Origin of the sequence: Blautia sp. AF34-10 (assembly GCF_003477865.1) — a bacterium.
Classification (GTDB): Bacteria; Bacillota; Clostridia; order Lachnospirales; family Lachnospiraceae; genus Fusicatenibacter; species Fusicatenibacter saccharivorans.
In genome coordinates this window covers 1-16,926 of record NZ_QUED01000037.1, presented here as the reverse complement: position 1 = coordinate 16,926, position 16,926 = coordinate 1, and the positions used below count along the sequence as shown (strand labels likewise).

The 16,926-nt window shown below is 45.7% G+C and carries 16 protein-coding genes and 5 pseudogenes; 5 read left to right on the top strand and 16 right to left on the bottom strand.

Annotation, left to right across the window (positions count from 1 at the left end):
• The first annotated feature begins 120 nt into the window (after positions 1-120).
• The 5 genes from rlmN (at position 121) to DWZ60_RS15755 (ending at position 4,702) form a co-directional block, all read left to right on the top strand.
• The gene (gene rlmN, locus DWZ60_RS15790) at positions 121-1,074 is read left to right on the top strand and encodes a 23S rRNA (adenine(2503)-C(2))-methyltransferase RlmN (protein ID WP_330422397.1); all 954 of its coding nucleotides are present in this window, start codon (positions 121-123) and stop codon (positions 1,072-1,074) included.
• Between the two features lie 536 nt (positions 1,075-1,610).
• Complete coding sequence (locus tag DWZ60_RS15780; protein ID WP_009255547.1) at positions 1,611-2,042, top strand: RNA polymerase sigma factor; 432 nt, start codon at positions 1,611-1,613, stop codon at positions 2,040-2,042.
• Entirely contained in the window at positions 2,023-2,283 is a 261-nt protein-coding gene (locus DWZ60_RS15775; protein WP_002590583.1) for a helix-turn-helix domain-containing protein, read from the top strand. The genes DWZ60_RS15780 and DWZ60_RS15775 overlap by 20 nt, the downstream gene beginning before the upstream one ends.
• Positions 2,284-2,757: 474 nt before the next feature.
• Positions 2,758-2,925, top strand: coding sequence for a transposon-encoded TnpW family protein (locus tag DWZ60_RS15760; protein WP_022621154.1), 168 nt, complete (start codon positions 2,758-2,760; stop codon positions 2,923-2,925).
• 100 nt (positions 2,926-3,025) lie between these two features.
• Entirely contained in the window at positions 3,026-4,702 is a 1,677-nt protein-coding gene (locus DWZ60_RS15755) for a recombinase family protein (protein WP_002569190.1), read from the top strand.
• 63 nt (positions 4,703-4,765) lie between these two features.
• Here the strand turns inward: DWZ60_RS15755 and DWZ60_RS15750 are convergent.
• From DWZ60_RS15750 to DWZ60_RS15665, 16 genes and pseudogenes are all read right to left on the bottom strand, one after another.
• Positions 4,766-4,951 (bottom strand): annotated as a pseudogene (locus DWZ60_RS15750) (recombinase family protein); the annotation flags it as partial.
• Between the two features lie 111 nt (positions 4,952-5,062).
• Positions 5,063-5,251 carry a transposon-encoded TnpW family protein gene (locus tag DWZ60_RS15745; protein WP_002569233.1) on the bottom strand — a complete coding sequence of 63 codons (189 nt, stop codon included), beginning with the start codon at positions 5,249-5,251 and terminating at the stop codon, positions 5,063-5,065.
• Positions 5,248-6,101: pseudogene (locus DWZ60_RS15740) on the bottom strand (ATP-binding protein). The gene DWZ60_RS15745 and the pseudogene DWZ60_RS15740 overlap by 4 nt, the downstream one beginning before the upstream one ends.
• Positions 6,098-6,841 (bottom strand): phage replisome organizer N-terminal domain-containing protein, encoded by a 744-nt coding sequence (locus tag DWZ60_RS15735; protein ID WP_118592189.1) that lies wholly within the window; start codon positions 6,839-6,841, stop codon positions 6,098-6,100. The pseudogene DWZ60_RS15740 and the gene DWZ60_RS15735 overlap by 4 nt, the downstream one beginning before the upstream one ends.
• Positions 6,831-7,043 (bottom strand): hypothetical protein, encoded by a 213-nt coding sequence (locus DWZ60_RS15730; RefSeq protein WP_005927784.1) that lies wholly within the window; start codon positions 7,041-7,043, stop codon positions 6,831-6,833. Before DWZ60_RS15730 ends, DWZ60_RS15735 begins: the two co-directional genes overlap by 11 nt.
• 184 nt (positions 7,044-7,227) lie before the next feature.
• Positions 7,228-8,849, bottom strand: a pseudogene (locus tag DWZ60_RS15720) (relaxase/mobilization nuclease domain-containing protein).
• Positions 8,821-9,219 carry a plasmid mobilization protein gene (locus DWZ60_RS15715; protein WP_002569238.1) on the bottom strand — a complete coding sequence of 133 codons (399 nt, stop codon included), beginning with the start codon at positions 9,217-9,219 and terminating at the stop codon, positions 8,821-8,823. The pseudogene DWZ60_RS15720 and the gene DWZ60_RS15715 overlap by 29 nt, the downstream one beginning before the upstream one ends.
• Before the next feature lie 585 nt (positions 9,220-9,804).
• Complete coding sequence (locus DWZ60_RS15705) at positions 9,805-10,005, bottom strand: helix-turn-helix domain-containing protein (RefSeq protein ID WP_015536790.1); 201 nt, start codon at positions 10,003-10,005, stop codon at positions 9,805-9,807.
• Complete coding sequence (locus DWZ60_RS15700; RefSeq protein WP_119222060.1) at positions 9,998-10,441, bottom strand: RNA polymerase sigma factor; 444 nt, start codon at positions 10,439-10,441, stop codon at positions 9,998-10,000. The genes DWZ60_RS15705 and DWZ60_RS15700 overlap by 8 nt, the downstream gene beginning before the upstream one ends.
• Before the next feature lie 161 nt (positions 10,442-10,602).
• Positions 10,603-12,810: an FtsX-like permease family protein gene (locus DWZ60_RS15695; RefSeq protein WP_118575385.1), complete on the bottom strand. Its 2,208-nt coding sequence runs from the start codon at positions 12,808-12,810 to the stop codon at positions 10,603-10,605.
• Positions 12,800-13,567: an ABC transporter ATP-binding protein gene (locus DWZ60_RS15690; RefSeq protein WP_118098759.1), complete on the bottom strand. Its 768-nt coding sequence runs from the start codon at positions 13,565-13,567 to the stop codon at positions 12,800-12,802. Before DWZ60_RS15690 ends, DWZ60_RS15695 begins: the two co-directional genes overlap by 11 nt.
• Before the next feature lie 111 nt (positions 13,568-13,678).
• Positions 13,679-14,691, bottom strand: a pseudogene (locus tag DWZ60_RS21005) (sensor histidine kinase).
• The gene (locus tag DWZ60_RS15680) at positions 14,688-15,356 is read right to left on the bottom strand and encodes a response regulator transcription factor (protein WP_119222059.1); all 669 of its coding nucleotides are present in this window, start codon (positions 15,354-15,356) and stop codon (positions 14,688-14,690) included. Before DWZ60_RS15680 ends, DWZ60_RS21005 begins: the two are co-directional and overlap by 4 nt.
• A gap of 113 nt (positions 15,357-15,469) precedes the next feature.
• Positions 15,470-15,610, bottom strand: coding sequence for a Maff2 family mobile element protein (locus DWZ60_RS15675; protein ID WP_117492793.1), 141 nt, complete (start codon positions 15,608-15,610; stop codon positions 15,470-15,472).
• Positions 15,611-15,646: 36 nt separating this feature from the next.
• Positions 15,647-16,459 (bottom strand): annotated as a pseudogene (locus tag DWZ60_RS15670) (VirD4-like conjugal transfer protein, CD1115 family); the annotation flags it as partial.
• Positions 16,460-16,711: 252 nt separating this feature from the next.
• Positions 16,712-16,926, bottom strand: a 215-nt coding sequence (locus DWZ60_RS15665; protein WP_147397729.1) for a tyrosine-type recombinase/integrase, incomplete at its 5' end; no start/stop codon positions are given.

Below are 16,926 nucleotides of genomic sequence, written 5' to 3'. Positions count from 1 at the left end.
CATAATCAAAAACTCTGAAAAACAAAAGGAAGGATATTAAATGAAACACTTACCTAAAAGTACACTTACGGAAATATTGAATGACCCATACGGATTTACTTACAAAGAAATGTCGGAAGATTGAATGACCCATACGGATTTACTTACAAAGAAATGTCGGAAGTAATTGGAGAGGATAAAGCAAGAGCCTTATATGCGGAATTGTATAAACAGCCATTTCACAAAAAAAATCTATCAATATCAACAAAAAAAGTCTATAAAAGTAGCGATACTGAAAAGTATGTTTATGAATTGAAAGACAACAGGTATATCGAAACGGTTTTTATTAAACGGCGAGATGGTGGGACTGTTTGCGTAAGTACGCAAGTTGGTTGTTCTGTTGGCTGTATTTTTTGTGAGTCCGGACGCAATGGTTTCGTTCGTAATCTAACACCATCTGAAATTGTGCAACAGGTCATATTGATACGTCAAAAAGTAAATCGTATCGTTTTTATGGGAATGGGAGAACCTTTATTCAATTACGACAACTTGATTGCAGCAATCCATATTCTTCGAGATAGAAATGGACTTAACTTTCCAACCGACGGCATTACCGTATCAACAGTTGGTCCAGTTAATCAATTAAAAAAATTGCGCGAAGAACATCTAAAAATTCAGTTGACAATATCTTTACATGCAGCAACACAGGCTGCGAGAAACTGCATCATTCCTCATATGCACATGTACGCTATTGAAGATGTTGTTAAGCAAGCATTGTCCTATTCACAAAGGCATAATCGAAAAGTGGTATTTGCGTATTTGCTTTTACCAGGTATAAATGACCGTTCCTCAGATATAAGGCAACTTGCAAAATGGTTTAAGGGCAAAAATGTTATGATTAACGTGCTGCAATACAACCCGACGAGTAATTCAAAAATTAGAGCACCACAAAAACAAGAAATGGTTGCGTTCAAACATCAATTAGAGCAAACAGGACTTGAAGTTACCATGAGAGTTTCTCATGGTAGAGAGATTAAAGCAGCTTGTGGACAGTTAGCTAATACATATAATAAAGCCAAAAAACAACAAAAATAATTTAATTAAAAGAGCCAGACGCACAGACGCAGAGCCGATAATATGCAGTTTGAAATACTGCTGTTATCGGCTCTTTTTTGATTTAATTTGTGCCCCCAATAACCATATTGGAGCAAAATCAGAACTGTTGCTTGTCGTTCTTTGATTTCCGCAGCAGCTTTGAAAAACCAAAGCCGCCGTTTCTTTTTATCTTCTAATGAAATGACGCGGTATCACTGTTAAAAGCGGCGGCTAAAAGGAGGTAGCCGCCATGAAGCACATACCATATCGACAAAATCCGACGGTCATTGACACATCAAAAAAAGCCCGACCACCGCCGGGGAAAACTACGTCTATCAATATGAACTGTCTAATCATCTGAATACCGCTTACAATACCTATACGTCTGTCCGGGCTTTTCGGACAGGCGTATTTTGCTGCTCAAAAAATTTTTTGAAAAAAATCCGAAAATCTTCGGCGTTTTTTTCAAAAGGCAGTATTGCCCCGCGAAAAGGGGGAAGCACCACCAACTTTCCAACGAGAAAGGGGGTGAGAATGTGGAACCTAATCGCAGGGAGTTTATAAAACAGTGCGCTTTCCAGAAGTTTTGTAATACGGTACTGCACAATGAAGCGTGTGACGCTCACAAAGAGCTGCACAGGCATAAGGCAAGGGAGATTACCTTTTCCGACTTGACCTTAGAAGAAGCGCGGCAGCTTCATACCTTTGATGAATATTTCAAAGGGGAAATCGCCTTTGAAAGAGCCGGGAAGAAAATCACGCCGAAGCTGCTTCTTGAAGCAATCCGTACTTTGCCGGAAGAAAAGCGCAAAGCCGTACTCCTGTACTATTTCGAGGGAATGAACGACACCGAGATTGCGGAGCTGTTCGATACGTCGAGAAGCACGATACAGTACAGGCGGACAAGCTCTTTTGAGCTGCTAAAAAAATATCTGGAGGAAAATGCTGATGAATGGGACGAATGGTAACGAACCCGGCTACCCGGAAAAAGCCCTTGTTCCCTATCCTGTCATTTTGGCAGCGACAAAGGGCGACCCGGACGCTATGAAGATTGTCTTGCAGCATTTCAGCGGCTACATAGCCCGCCTCTCCATGCGGAAGCTGTACGACGAGCGCGGGAACGTCTATTTTGGCGTAGACCACGACATTCGGGAACGGCTGCAAGCAAAACTGATGATGGCTGTCCTCACCTTTAAGGCAGAGGAATAAACCGCAGCGGCGGGACGCTTTCTCTCTCCCCCTTTTCCGTTCCGCTGCTGACGCGGCAGCAAAGCCATTCTGAACCTTGACAAAGAAAGCGGCGCAAGATAACGGCGGCGCAGCATAGGGCAAATCGGATACGTTCCTTTTGCGCCGAGCCATACGGTGGGTGCGCCATGACGCTATCCGGGTGAGGTTATCCCCGCCCGGACAGCCGAGCGACCAACACCGCGCCGGAAAGCAAGTGTAGCGGCTTGCGGGCGACGACACGCAAAATATACAATGATACTTCCTTACAGCCACAGTCCGAGCGTTAAGAGCGTCGCAGGCAATGGGTAGGGCTGCATGAGAACCATGCCGGGGTGAAATTCCCATGAGGTTATGCTAATAACCGTCCGATTAAAGCCTTTGTTTTCTTGAATAGTGGACTTGCTGCTATTCATAGACTGTATTATATGTTTGCGAAAGAAAGGGGGATTTTCTTTGACGCAAAACCAGACGCCCGTTACCACAACGGAGCATAAAATCGGAAAAGTTACTTACCTTGTATGTTCGTCCGCAAGTGAACGCGCAACGGACACACTGGATAAAAAGATAAAGAAGCTCATTCGCAAGGACATGGAGCTGAACCCCGCAAACGCCCGGAAATAGGGCGTTTCTTCACATTTTATACATGACACAGGCAGCGGTATGTGGTATAATATAGACAGTACAAATACCATGCTTGTCTGTCGTCGGAAAGGAGGACAAAATGTTACAGACAGACAAGATTACCGCTTTATATTGCAGATTGAGCCAGGAAGATATGCAAGCCGGGGAAAGCGAAAGCATACAGAACCAAAAACTGATTTTACAAAAGTATGCTGACGAACACCACTTTTTCAACACACGCTTTTTTGTAGACGACGGATTTTCCGGCGTGAGCTTTGAGCGTGAGGGGCTTCAAGCCATGCTGCATGAGGTTGAAGCCGGGAACGTGGCGACCGTCATAACAAAAGACCTTTCCCGTCTGGGACGTAATTATCTGAAAACCGGCGAACTGATAGAGATTGTTTTCCCCGAATACGAAGTGCGCTACATTGCCATTAACGACGGTGTAGACACAGCGAGGGAAGATAACGAGTTTACCCCTCTGCGGAACTGGTTCAACGAGTTTTACGCCCGCGACACCTCAAAGAAAATCCGGGCTGTCAAACAGGCAAAGGCACAGAAAGGCGAGCGCGTCAACGGCGAAGCTCCTTACGGCTACCTTATCGACCCGGATAACCGCAATCATCTGATACCCGACCCGGAAACGGCACACGTCGTAAAACAGATTTTTGCAATGTATGTACGGGGCGACCGTATGTGTGAAATCCAGAACTGGCTGCGGGACAATGAGATATTGACCGTCGGGGAACTGCGCTACCGCAGGACAGGGAGCAAACGCCACCCCCGCCCACAGCTCAACGCATGGTACAACTGGCCGGATAAGACACTGTACGACATTCTGACAAGGAAAGAGTATTTAGGGCATACCATAACCGGGAAAACCTACAAGGTATCTTATAAGTCGAAAAAGACGAAAAAGAACCCGGAGGAAAAAAGGTATTTCTTCCCCAACACTCACGAACCTTTGATTGATGAAGAAACCTTTGAACTTGCACAGAAGCGGATTGCCACCCGGCAACGCCCGACAAAGGTTGATGAAATTGACCTGTTTTCCGGGCTGCTCTTTTGTGGGGACTGCGGCTACAAAATGTATGCAGTACGCGGAGCCGGGACGCTTGAACGGAAACACGCCTACACTTGCGGCAACTACCGCAACCGGGCAAGAAATGATATGCTCTGCACTACGCATTATATCCGCAAAAGCGTATTGAAAGAACTTGTCCTTGCAGACTTGCAGCGAGTAACGTCTTATGTGAAAGAGCATGAACAGGAGTTTATCGAAACCGCCAACGAGTGCAGCGCAAAGGCAGTACAAAAGACGCTGACACAGCAGCGGAAAGAACTTGACAAGGCGCAGAACCGTATTAACGAGCTGAACATCTTATTCCGCAAGCTCTACGAGGACAACGCTTTAGGGAAACTTTCAGATGAACAATTTGCTTTTCTGACTTCCGGCTATGATGAAGAAAAAAAGACGCTGACCCGGAGGATTGCGGAGCTGTCACAGGAAATCGACAACGCCACCGAGCGCAGCGCGGACGTAAAAAGGTTTGTCGCACTGGTACGCAGATACACAGCGATTGAAGAACTGACCTACGAAAACGTCCATGAATTTATTGACCGTATTCTTATTCACGAACTGGATAAGGAAACGAACACCCGCAAAATCGAAATCTTTTATAGCTTTGTCGGCAGAGTTGATACAGGCGACAAGCCTACTGAAAGTATCTCCTATTTCAGACAGATAGGAGCCGACGTAAAGAGTTATGCTATCTAACATACATCAAAAAGAGGTAAGATAACACCCTCTGCAAAAAAGGTATCGTTATCTTACCTCAACAAAGTTCGCACCAGAATAACCGTCGTCCGTGTACCAGCGCAGATTGGAAAAGCCGTTCTGCTTTGCATAGGTCTCAAGAATACGCTTCTGGTTGGAAATGGAATTGCTCTCGCCTTGCAGCTCGTCCTCATGGGAAAGTCTTGGGTAAAGGGCGGTAATTGGTTGTTGGTTGGTCTGTCTTAACATAAAATCCTCCGTTTCCGACAGCCAGCCCCACTATTCCGTACCTTGATTGTACCACATGGGGCGGCTGTCTGTATAGCGGCAAAAGCGTCAAATCTGCTTCTTTATGGTCGGTCAAATCGCCGTTTTTTGTGTAGCAGCTTCCGCTTCCAGCACTTTCATCATCTTGTCGGCTGCGGTGTCGGTTGCGCCCTGCTTGAAGAAGCCGGAAACGGTAAGGACGGAGTTGCCCATGCGGATTTCCGTTACACAGTCCGGGCGGCGGTCTGTTTTGGTGGTGCTTGTCTGTTTGGTTTCTGTCATAGGCTCTCCTTTCGCTGCTTCATCAGTTGCTTTAAGCGTTCCAGCTTTTCCTGTGCGGTTTCCTTTCGGAAATTGCTGCCCGTGAAGCGAACGGGGGCGCACATGGAAGTCAGCCTGTCATAGATACGGGCATGGGGCGTGTCCTGCGGGTGCTGCAATTCCTCCAGCGTGAGGTTGGTCGTGGCGATCAGCGGCTTGCCGCTTCGGTAACGGCTGTCAATCACGCTATAAACCTGTTCCAGCCCGTATTCTGTTCCTCGCTCCATACCAAAATCATCAAGTATCAGCAGGGGGTAGCTGCAAAGGCGGGAAATATATTCGTTCCTGCCATCAAAGCTGGCGGCAAGGTCATTGAGTATGGTTGCAAAGTTTGTCATACAGACGGCAACCTCTTTCTCCATAAGGCGTTGGCGATACAGGCGGCAAGGTAGCTTTTTCCTGTCCCCACGCCGCCCCAAAACAGGTAGCCGATATTTTCAGCCTGCATGGTTTCCCAGCTCTCCACATAAAAGCGGGCAGTTTCGGTCTGTGGGTTTCTGCCGTTGTCATGCTCAAATGTCCAGTTCCGCATAGCGGGGTCGGTAAAGCCCCGGCGCTTCAAGTCCTCCACTGTTTCAAGGTGCTTCTGTCTGCTTTCAGCGGCTTCCCGTTTTTCACGGGCTGCCCGCTGGCAGTCGCAGTCTGTTGGGTGGCGGTCACGCCCGAAACAGGTCTTTCCCTCTGCAAAGTAGGCTTCTTTTGGCGTATGGCACTTGCCGCAGTATAAAAGCCCGTCCTCGCCTGTGTAGTCCTCCGCTTCGGCGGTAGTGGCTGTAATGTCCGTAATCATAGCTTCAATCTCGTTTTTCATAAGCTCTCGCCCTCCTTGCATGAATAATCGGGTATGCCCTGTTTCGGGGCAGCCTTGCCTTTGGCAGCGTCCTCCTGCGCCCACTTGTAAATGGTGGCTGCATGGCTGTGGTACTGCTTCCCGGTGGAAGCGATATGGCAGGAAAGCCGGTCAATATAATACTCCCACTTGTCGGGCAGCTCTGTTTTCAGCCCGGAAAGCTCTGTATCGGTCAGTATCACATTGTTGTATCTGCCATAAGCGGCGGGGACGGGGTGTCCCGTTTCTCCCTCTCTCTCTTTTTCTATCTCTATCTCTTTCTCTAACTCTATCTCTGGTGGACGAATGTCGGACAAATGTCCGCCTTTTGTCCGGGGCGGTAAAAGTGCCTTGTTTTCCTGTCTTGCAGCCCGTTTCCTCTCGGCTTCGGTAGAGGACTGTCCTATCATCAGCTCAATGTCGGTCATATAAAAAGCCCCACTGTCAAGCTGCTCCACAAGCCCCAACTGCCGGAAAATCTCTAAAGCCCTCTCAACCGTCCCTATCTGGTGGCGGGTCAGTGTCGCTATCATCTGCGCTGTGTAGGGGATATGCTCGTCAAGCTGCAACTTCCCGCCGTTTTTCAGCGATTTTAAGTACAGCTTCAAGAGGATATTGGAATATAAAATCCCGTCTTTCATATCTTCCAGCAGCACAATGGAGTCGCTGTCAAAAAAGTTCTCTTTCAGCTTGAGGTAGTAATACTTGCGGTTATCTGCCATTGTCCCTGTCCTCCTTTTTCCGGCGTTTGGAGTAGTAGCGGGGGCAGAGTATGATAACCGCCCGGAAGCTCTGCTTGCAGCTATGGGTACAGCCCCGGCAGAGGTCGTTGTATGTGATACGGTCGCAGGTGGTATTCCCGACTTTTACTTGCCGCAGGAAAAAGGACCATTCCAGCCGCCGTTTCTTGCTCATTCTTGGCATGGGTGCGCTCCTTTCTGCCGTTTCCGCTGGTGTGGCGGTATCGGCGATAATTCTGTATCATCTCGGTATCATTTTCGGGGTTTTTCTGCCCTGTAAGCCCGTTAAAAAATCCTTTGGTATTGCGGATAGGGTACGGGGCAGCCCCCTTGTTCTGTATGGGTTCGGGTACATTTTGGGGTGGTTTTTATCGCTCCTGTTCCTGCCTTTTCACAGGCTTGCGCTCCCGGCGTAAAATCTGGTCGATATTGCCCTTGACGGTCTGTAAGCGGCGGTATTCCTCCCGTTTTGCCCGGTAATCGTTGTAGCCGCTGTTTTTCTCTTTGATAAGGGTTTCAATCTCTGCTTGCAGGGCTTTATAGCTTGGCAGCTTGGAAATGCCGTTCTCCCTAAAATAACGGGCGGCTGCGTCTGCTATGATAAAGTCGCTTTCGTGCTTCTGTCGGTAGGCTGCTTTTGCTTTGGCGTTTTTCTGCTGTTTCAGCCCGTCCCGGACAGGGCGGGTCTTGGAATAGGCAAGCACCTGCCGTTGCAGCTCCTTTTTCCCGTCCAGCGTCTTTTCCACCTGCTTCAGCTCTATAAGGCTTTCCCGCATGGCGGTATAGGCGGCAGAACAGGCTTCGTCCAGTTCCTCCGGGGAAGAAAAGCCGTACTGCTGGTAGGCGGTAACGGTAGCCGCCATTTGCTTTAGATTGTACTTTGCCGCCCAGCGGTCATAGCCCACGCCCTTGCCCTCGGCTCGCTTGGCTTCCCGGTCAACCATGCGCTGCAAGGTGTTGTCTGCCGGGGTGGTTTTTGTGGTTTTTTCCCCTTGTGACGGCTTTTTAACTGCGGCAGGGTATTCGGGTATGGCTTTGGTCTGTTCGGCGGCTCTGCGGGCGTTCTGTGTAAGCAGGGCAAGGACAGCAGCCTTGTCAAAATCGTCCCCCAGCTTCCGGGCTGTGATAGGCTTTGTCCTGTCCGGCGTGAGGTAGGAAAGCCGCCCCCGGCTCTCCTTGACAGTCACACCCTCACGCAGCAAAAGGGAAGAAAACTCGTCAAAGCTGGTAGCTTGGGAAAGTGCCTGCCGTATCGTCCGGCGCAGCTTCGCCTTGTCCGTTTCAAACTTGGTAGGCTTGGTCGGCTGTCCGGCGGCTTCTCTGGTGGCGTTCTCTTTATCAAGGGCAAGCTGCCCTTTCTTTGCCGCCCAGTATTCCCGTTCCGTTATCCGTTCCTTGCTGCCGTTTAGGAGGTCGATTTGGTAAAGCCCCTCCCGGTGGCACATCTCCATGACTTCACTCTTGAAATATTCCATAGCGGCATTGGTGCAGCGGTGCTTGCAGCCCTCCCGTGTATCGGCTGGTCTGTCCATGTAGGGCAGAAGCGGGACTTCATAAATCCGCAGGGAGTTGATGACGATATGCACATGGATATTGCCGCTGTGGTTATGCCCGTCCGGGTGGGTGCAGATTAGGCTTGGTGTCCGGGAAAATGCTCCTTGCAGAACTGCTCGCCCAGCTCCTGCGCCCGGTCTACGGTCAAGCCGTTGTCTGTCCCGTCCCGTGGGTCAAAGCTGATGATATAGTGGTGGCTTTTCACATCTTCCCGTTTTTGGTTTTTCTCATAGCGGAGATTAGCCCGCATACAGGCAACAGCGAAATCCTCGCCCCCGCAGTTGAGGGAAGAAATGCGGTAATCCTCCCTCGGTATCAGCCGCCCGTTTTCATCAAGGGTGGGCTTCATGGTAAACTCGTCATGCTCAAATGTGAGATAGGCTTCCGCTGCGCCATAGTCCGCATTTTTAGAGCTGATATGTTTGAATGTTGCCAACAGCGTCACCCACTTTCTGCAAGACTTCAAACTTTAGGGCAGCAAGGTCGGAAACCGCCGCCCGTACCTCCCCGGCAAGCTGCGGGTAGGGGCTGTGCCACTCGTTCAGCGTCCGGGCTATCTGGTTTAAGTTGCCGCCGATCCTGCCGTATTCGGCGGTCAGCTTCCCAACAGCGGCAAGCAACTCGTCATTGACGGGGGAAACGGTTATGATGGGGCGTATGGCTGCCCCGGTTATGGCTTGCCGGATAAACTCGGCTTGGCTCATGTTGTAAGCAGAAAGCCTTTCCGCAAACTCGGCGTATTCTTCCTCGGTCATGCGTGTCTTGACTACCCGGCTGCGGTGCGGCGTGTTATATCGTTTTCGCATGGTAAAACCTCCTTTCGGCTGTGCGTGGTGTCCTCTCACTAATAGGAGAAAAACAGGGTGTAAAGCGGAACTGTTTTTGAAAAATCCGAAAAATTATTTTGAGGGATTTTTCAGCGGCGCAAGCCGCATAAGCAGGGTTTGGGGAAGGCACTCCCCAACAAGATTCCCGCAGGGGCAAAATGAGCGAAAAGCGAATTTTGGTACTGCGGTAGAATCTTGCTCTAAAAAACTGCCGGACTGCCGTTCACTTCCTACTGCCACTTTTTCAGAAAATCTATAACCAGCTTTTTCATAAAAGGCTGCGGGCTGGCGTTCTTCCCCTTACTCCCTACAACACCGCAAAAAGCAAAAATGACGGACTTTCCGGCAAGAACTTTTCCGGCGGCTCGGTCTTTCCCGACAATAAGGCGTTTCGGAAGCTGCGTTTTGCCCGCTGTCTAAAAAAATGGCAGCCTTTTTAGCTTCAATGTCTAATACGGAACATTTGGAAATTTGCCAAAAATGGACGCAAAAAAAGCAGCAAATCTTTTTCGGATTTACTGCTTCATGTGCTGCTGCGGGGCGGCGGGATATTCAGTTTTTATGTTATCGGTCAAGCCGGAACTTGAACAGGCTTTCAATCAGCTTTGTTCTGATGTAGTCCTCCATATCAGAATTATAATAGCCGTTCATTTTGGAGAAATAGCGGATATACCCGGCATATCGGTCAAGGACAGCTTGTATCGCTATGGGGTCGCCCTCATGTGCTTTTATTATCGTGTCATAGGGGAGAAGTAGGCTACTCATGGGACAGCACCTCCATTTCTTCTTTCAGCCGCTTCAAGGCAAGCTGGATATGCCGCCCGATTGTGCTGCGTGTCCAGCCGCTTTGTTCTCCGATTTCTTTCTGCTTCAAATGCTGGAAGTAATACAAAAAGATTTCCTCCTGCGACTGTTCCGGCAGTTCGGCAAGAGCCGCCGCAAGGGAACAGCTATCTAAAAATATCGTCTTCCCCAGGACGGAGAATGGATAAGTTTCGCCATAGTCTGGCACTTGAAAATACTCATCTATGGTGCTTAGTGGAACAAACTTTTCTTCGGTCAAGTATTCAAGGGAGATTTCCCGTTTCCACCGCGCTGCCAGCATACGGGCAGCGTCAAAGGACGCATGGCGAATAACAATCCGGCAATAGGTATCATGGGTATAGCGGATATGTTCTTGATAGGCTTCGTATTCAGTCATGGAAAATCCCCCTTTCTTCGATTATGGGAAAGGGCGGCAGCACTTTTTGCTGTCGCCCCTTGATTACCCACCAGCAAGGACAGGCGGGGCTGTCAACGGTGGGCGTAGCCCATTTACTTGCCGTTGACTGGCTCGGCTGGGTTTGCTATAAATTGCACTCACTATGGATTAACAGAACGCCTAAAAATAATCCATGTACTTATGAAGTAACAAATCAATAAAATTGCCAAAATCCCCATTGTTGCCCCTATTTGTAACATCACTGCACCGAACCCGATATAGGCTGAAATTTCTGCTGATATGGTTTGGATAAAGTAAGCTATTACAATAGCAGCTACAATGATTGCTGTGATAATTGGAAGCCCAAACCAAACACTTAATTGTTGCAAAATCAGTTTTCCGATATGCTTTTCTTCCACCCCCAATTTTCGGAGTACAGAGAAGCGATATTTATATTGTCCTGCGTCTAAGAGTTGTTGCAAGGAAAGTACGGTAAGACATATAATCATCAATACAACAGCACCATAAATCATTGCAGCCCGTAAAACGAAATTATTTGCTATTGTACTATTCCTCTGTAATGTGCTGAACCGTATTCCATACATAACACCGTTTTCTGCTTGCTCTGGGTATTCCTCTGTAAAAAGTTTTTCCAGTTCCCTTGCATTTTCATAGGAGATGTTTTCTTCTGTTGTGATATAGCGGTTTTTTATTACGGGCAACAACTTTTCACAAATACTGTCTGGAAGTACATAGAGTATATCTGTATAGGAATTGTATGCTGTTTCTCCAATCGGATCCTCATAATAGGACTGCTCGGAAAGAGTCAATTCTCCTGCGTCTGTCATAATGCTGGTATGCTCTTTCAAAAAGCTATCCCGTTCTTCCTCGGTGGCGATTGTTTTCCATTGTGTTGTAAATTCATCTTTTCCCAGAATAATCTGCTCATAACCCAACATTTCCCGTATGGTGTTATAATCACTTAAAGAAATTGCCACAATCGGAAAATCATATTTCTGTCTGTTGTGAAAATCGTCTTTCTCTGGCAGATATAGATTGAAAGTGCAATCATAGTCTGTATCTATTTTATGTTCTGTCAGAAAATCAGTAATGATTTCATAACTGTCCCGTGGCAGATTTTCTTCTTCATAAACATCATTGTATTTTGAATATACCTGTACATCATACATAGAGCGTATATCCAAATAGCCAGACGACCAGCCCGTCAAAATAGGGGCTGCAACGAACATGAAAATTGCTAATGCCAAAGTGATACAAATGACTGCCATAGTATTGCTGGTCGTATTCAGCTTTGAGGTAATCTGCCCGAAAAAGAAAAGTGCTTCCTCATGGTATCGGTGTTCCGGCGATTTTTCTTTCCATGCTACAATCAAACCACTGGTAAGATAAATGAAGGCACAAATGAAGAAAAGTAAGTCAATCAAGACAAAAAGCAGATATTGATTGAGCGTTCCGCCACCTAAAGGCAGATAATATTTATTTGTTAATGCTGCAACACTGGCTGCTGTAAAAGCGTTCAATACAGAACATATCAGCAAACCAGCAATGAAACACTCTCTTTTTTTCTTTCTGATTATGCAAAATATCGACCACAGCAAAGTAAGCAGTGGAAAAAGAATATTTTCCCAAAACATAAGCTGCACTGAAAACGCAAAGCGGGGGTCATAATAAAACCAGACCTTTTGTATTCCTGTAATCAATCCCCATACGGTAAATACTTCAAAGAGGACTACTACAACAGAAATGAAGCGGCTCTTTTTTAGCTCTGGCTCATTCTCTTTCTCTGCGGAAAGCATATCAATAATTTTTGTTTTCTGAATGGTACGGGTATTGAAAATTCCTACCACAAAAAAACTTGCCACAAAAAATACCACTGTCAACAAAACGGTATCCGGGAATAATGTCCATGAGATTTCATAAGGCTTTCCATAAGCAGTAAGGAGCATTGCGGTAATGAATTGAGAGCAAAATACACCGCAAAAAATACCAATCAAAATGGAAAACATACCCATAATCAGTGTTTCTGCAAAGAAAATCCTGCCAATGGTTTTTTGTTCCATTCCCATAATGGACTGGACAGCAAACTCCTTTTGCTTCTGTCTTAGCATATAATGATTGACGAACCGTATCAAAAATAACAACAGTAATGTTATCATGCAGATTGCAATTTTCATTCCGTCACTTAACAGCGTAAAATCATACTCGCTGCCTATATCCGGGCTATAATAACTACTGGAAATAGACAAGAACGCATAAAACAAGGTAACACAGATTGTCATTGTGACAATGTAGACCAGATAGTCTTTTACAGACCGTTTTGCATTTCTGAAAACAAGTTTAGCATACATGGCTCTGTCCCCCTCCGATCATGGTAAGGACATTCAGAATTTTATCAAAAAAATCACTTCTGCTGTCGTTGCCCTTGCGCAGTTCCATAAAGATTTCTCCGTCTTTCAAAAAAAGAATACGGCTGGCATAGCTGGCGGTAAAAGCGTCATGGGTTACCATAAGAATTGTCGCCCTAAGCTGTTCATTGATACTTTGAATGGTAGACAGCAGCATTTGTGAGGAATGGCTGTCTAATGCTCCTGTTGGCTCATCTGCCAATAAGAGTTTCGGATTGTTGATAATTGCTCTTGCACAGGCACAACGCTGTTTTTGACCGCCCGATACCTGATAAGGATATTTGTTTAGAATATCGCTGATATTCAGCTTTCCGGCTATATCCAAAATGCAGGGTTCTACACTCCCGGCAGGGACTTTATTGATTGCTAATGCCAGTGCAATGTTTTCTGAAATTGTCAATGTATCCAGCAAATTGAAGTCTTGAAATACAAAACCTAAATTCTCTCTGCGAAAGCGGGCAAGGGATTTTGGGTTGATTTCCGTTATATCTGTTCCCTCTAAAAAAATATGCCCTGCACTTACGGTATCAATCGTAGAAATACAGTTTAGCAGCGTTGTCTTTCCAGAACCGGACGCACCCATAATTCCGAGAAATTCTCCGGCTTCCACAGAAAAACTAATATCTTTAATGGCTTTGGTAATATTTCCCTCATTGCCATAATATTTCTGGATATGCTCCAGCTTCAAAATTGTATTCATCGGATAAACCTCCTTAACTGTTCCATACCCATATTGTAAATGGAGTATATCATTTTTTGTATCAAGTTTTCTTACACAGTTCTTACAAAAATGTAAGAAGTGCAGAACCTATCAGCCCTGCACTCCGATAATAAAATCATTCATTTGAAAGATAAGTGAAATCGTTGTTCCTCTGTTTTCGGAATAAGCAGTAAGTCCTATTCCCAGTTTATCACATAGACGCTTGCAAAGATATAAGCCAATTCCAGTAGAATTTTTCCCGGTTCGCCCATTCTGACCTGTAAATCCTTTTTCAAAAATACGGGGTAAATCACTTTTAGGAATACCTATCCCATTATCGCTGATAGATAGCACAATCTTGTCATTCGTTTTTGTCGCCCCAAAGTGCAAAATAGGCTGCTCTGCATGGTATTTGATTGCATTACCGATAATCTGATTTAAGATGAACCGCACCCATTTTTCATCGGTGTAAACTTTTGTTTCTATATCGTCTATCTGAATTGATATATGCTTTGACGCAAAAGATACTTATTATCTGCGATTGCACTATGCACAACATCGCATAAATTGACTTCACGGACAGAATAGTCTTTTTCAGTGTGTTCACTTCTGGCATAGTAAAGCGCCTGTTCTGTATATTGATTGATATTCTCTAACTCTGCCAATACCTCTCTGGAAAAGGGAGAACGGTTATTCTCACACAGCAGCTTCATGGCTGTAATTGGTGTTTTTACTTCGTGTATCCATTGTTCAATGTATTCTTTATATTCCCTGCGTTCCCTCTGTACTTCGCCAATCCGTTCCAACATAGATTTTTCAGCCATTTTCATAATCTGGTAAAAAACCTGTTCATCAGCCCTTTCCGGCACTTGCATGATTTCCGGCAATAAATATCGTTCTTCTAATTGCTCCGTCATATTGAGCAATTTATTCAGATATTTTTTTCGTGAGAAATAAAATGCCAGCAAAGATAAAACAAGGACAATCGACCAGACCGCAAGAATAAACAGGACTGTTTGGATAGGATTATCGCTTGCAATTAAGAACAAGGCAAGGGCAAGCATACCCAACAGATTGATTAAAATAACGGGGAGTTGATTTTTCAAATATTGTTTTCCACTCATAATGTATATCCTTGCCTGTGTTTTGTTTTAATGAAATCTACAAGTCCGATTGTTGCCAGTTTGTCACGAATGCGGGTAATATTGACACTTAGGGCATTATCATTAACATAAAGCTGATTATCCCAAAGAAAATCCACAATATCATTTCTGGAACAGATTTTTCCAGCGTTCTTAAAAAGGTAGTAGAGGATTTTCAATTCATTCTTTGTCAATTCTGCTTTCTGTCCTTTGTACTCTATCATGCTACTCTCCAAATGCAGGGTAGCTTCTCTCCACATATAAATTTCTGTTTGAGGGGAACGGTAGGCTTTCTTTAACAATGCAGCAATTTTAGCAAGAAGAATAGCGGGATTATAAGGCTTTGTGATAAACGCATCTCCACCCAGCATAATGCTGTTCAGTTCGTCCATATCTGTATTACTGCTTGTTACAAATACAATCGGAATATCTGAAAAGGTGCGAATCCCCGAGCATATTTCAAAACCGTTATTCCCCGGAAGTTTTATATCCAGAATAACCAGATGTGGCGCAGCTTCTTTTAACTGCTCTATTGTTTGGGAAAAATCCGTAACTGCAAATACTTCATATCCATTCCCAGACAAAAGAGTTTTAAGCTGTGTTTGTATCGTAAAATCATCTTCAATGATTAGTATTTTTTCCTTCATAGAGATACCTCCCTGACACTTTATTATACTGTATCAGAGAGGTTTTCTCAATCCATATTGAAGAATAGTAACGGAATAATGGGCGGTTGTCTATCAAATTTTTGTGTGTTACTTTACCGCACATGAGCATTAGAGGCAGGGTTGTCCTGGCCGTATCCCTCCAGAAGATTGATAACACCCCAGATGCCCAGGCCCGCGCCCAGAGCAACTACCAGAGTCTGCAAAACACCAACTGCGCTATTGAAAAATGCCATATAAAAATCCTCCTAAAAAATGTTTTTGATTTTGGTTTATTCGTTCACGTCGATCTCGTACACATCGAAGCGGTCGCCGGGCTTCACCACGGCGCGCAGCTTTTTCATGTACCGTTCCATGTCAAAGACATTTTTAGGGTCGGCGTCGGCTGTGTACTTGTAATTCGGGTGCCGCGTCAGATCGTACTTGTCCGAAAGAAACGGACGCACGCCGCGCAGCATGAAGATACATTTGCCTCCGTCCATAACTGCCAATTCGTCCTGGGTCATCAACTCCTTTCCTAATTTCTGATAACTGAGGCCGTGGGAAATCTGGCTGCCCCGGTTTTCGGACTGGTTGTAGCTGTCGATGGTCTCCTTGCCCAGCAGCTCCGAAATCTCCTTGAGCGTCGATTTTTCCTTGCCTCCCAAAAACAAGGTACTATCGCAGTTACCCACAATGGTATCCGCGTTGTCCTTGTAGATGGCTTTTAACTGGCTCTGCGACTGCAAAATAATAGAAGCCGATATCTCACGGCTCCGGATGGTGGCGATTAGCTTATCAAAGTTTGGTATCTGGCCGATGTTTGCGAACTCGTCCAGGATCAGGCGTACATGGACAGGCAGGCGCCCGCCGTAGAAATCATCCGCCTTGTCGCAGAGCAGGTTGAATAGCTGACTATACATAAGGGCTGCGACGAAATTGAAGGTGCTGTCCGTATCGCTGATGATAACGAACAGGGCCGATTTGCTGTCGCCCAGGGTATCCAGTTCCAGCTCGTCGGTCTCCATCAGATCCCGCAGCTCCTTGATATCGAAGGGAGCGAGACGGGCACCGCAGCTAATTAAAATGCTTTTGAGTGTCTTGCCAGTAACAAAATGTCAATAGTTTTTTAATCATTTTTCTCAAAAAGGCAAAAAAATAGAACGTATAGTTTATTTCCATACGCTCTATCTCACATTTCATATTAAATTTTGAATTCTACAAACTGGAATTTATATAATTATTCCTCTAACTTTCCCCATTTTATAGCTTTCCCGCCTGTCCATTAGTGAAATGATATGTAGTTTCCCTTATTTTTGCCCTTATGAGATAATTACAAGGGAAATAAGGGAATTTCTTTAATCATTGCCTACCACTTTATCAAGAAGCCTAACCGATTTTCGTTTCGCATCTCTTGTGGAGTGAGCATAGACATTCATTGTGGTACTGACATCTGAGTGTCCTAACAATTCCTGCACATCTTTTGGGGCTGCTCCATTTGCTAAAAGGTTGCTTGTATAGGTGTGACGTAACTGGTGGAAATGAAAGCCTTCAAATCCCTCTAATGTTTTTG

What these genes read in the sequence shown, in the direction of transcription:
- DWZ60_RS15715 (WP_002569238.1), bottom strand. Translation starts at nt 9,219, where the DNA reads ATGCGAAAACGATATAACACGCCGCACCGCAGCCGGGTAGTCAAGACA.
- DWZ60_RS15705 (WP_015536790.1), bottom strand. Translation starts at nt 10,005, where the DNA reads ATGAGTAGCCTACTTCTCCCCTATGACACGATAATAAAAGCACATGAG.
- DWZ60_RS15775 (WP_002590583.1), top strand. Translation starts at nt 2,023, where the DNA reads ATGAATGGGACGAATGGTAACGAACCCGGCTACCCGGAAAAAGCCCTT.
- DWZ60_RS15690 (WP_118098759.1), bottom strand. Translation starts at nt 13,567, where the DNA reads ATGAATACAATTTTGAAGCTGGAGCATATCCAGAAATATTATGGCAAT.
- DWZ60_RS15680 (WP_119222059.1), bottom strand. Translation starts at nt 15,356, where the DNA reads ATGAAGGAAAAAATACTAATCATTGAAGATGATTTTACGATACAAACA.
- DWZ60_RS15695 (WP_118575385.1), bottom strand. Translation starts at nt 12,810, where the DNA reads ATGTATGCTAAACTTGTTTTCAGAAATGCAAAACGGTCTGTAAAAGAC.
- DWZ60_RS15735 (WP_118592189.1), bottom strand. Translation starts at nt 6,841, where the DNA reads ATGGCAGATAACCGCAAGTATTACTACCTCAAGCTGAAAGAGAACTTT.
- DWZ60_RS15700 (WP_119222060.1), bottom strand. Translation starts at nt 10,441, where the DNA reads ATGACTGAATACGAAGCCTATCAAGAACATATCCGCTATACCCATGAT.
- DWZ60_RS15755 (WP_002569190.1), top strand. Translation starts at nt 3,026, where the DNA reads ATGTTACAGACAGACAAGATTACCGCTTTATATTGCAGATTGAGCCAG.
- DWZ60_RS15730 (WP_005927784.1), bottom strand. Translation starts at nt 7,043, where the DNA reads ATGCCAAGAATGAGCAAGAAACGGCGGCTGGAATGGTCCTTTTTCCTG.
- DWZ60_RS15675 (WP_117492793.1), bottom strand. Translation starts at nt 15,610, where the DNA reads ATGGCATTTTTCAATAGCGCAGTTGGTGTTTTGCAGACTCTGGTAGTT.
- DWZ60_RS15745 (WP_002569233.1), bottom strand. Translation starts at nt 5,251, where the DNA reads ATGACAGAAACCAAACAGACAAGCACCACCAAAACAGACCGCCGCCCG.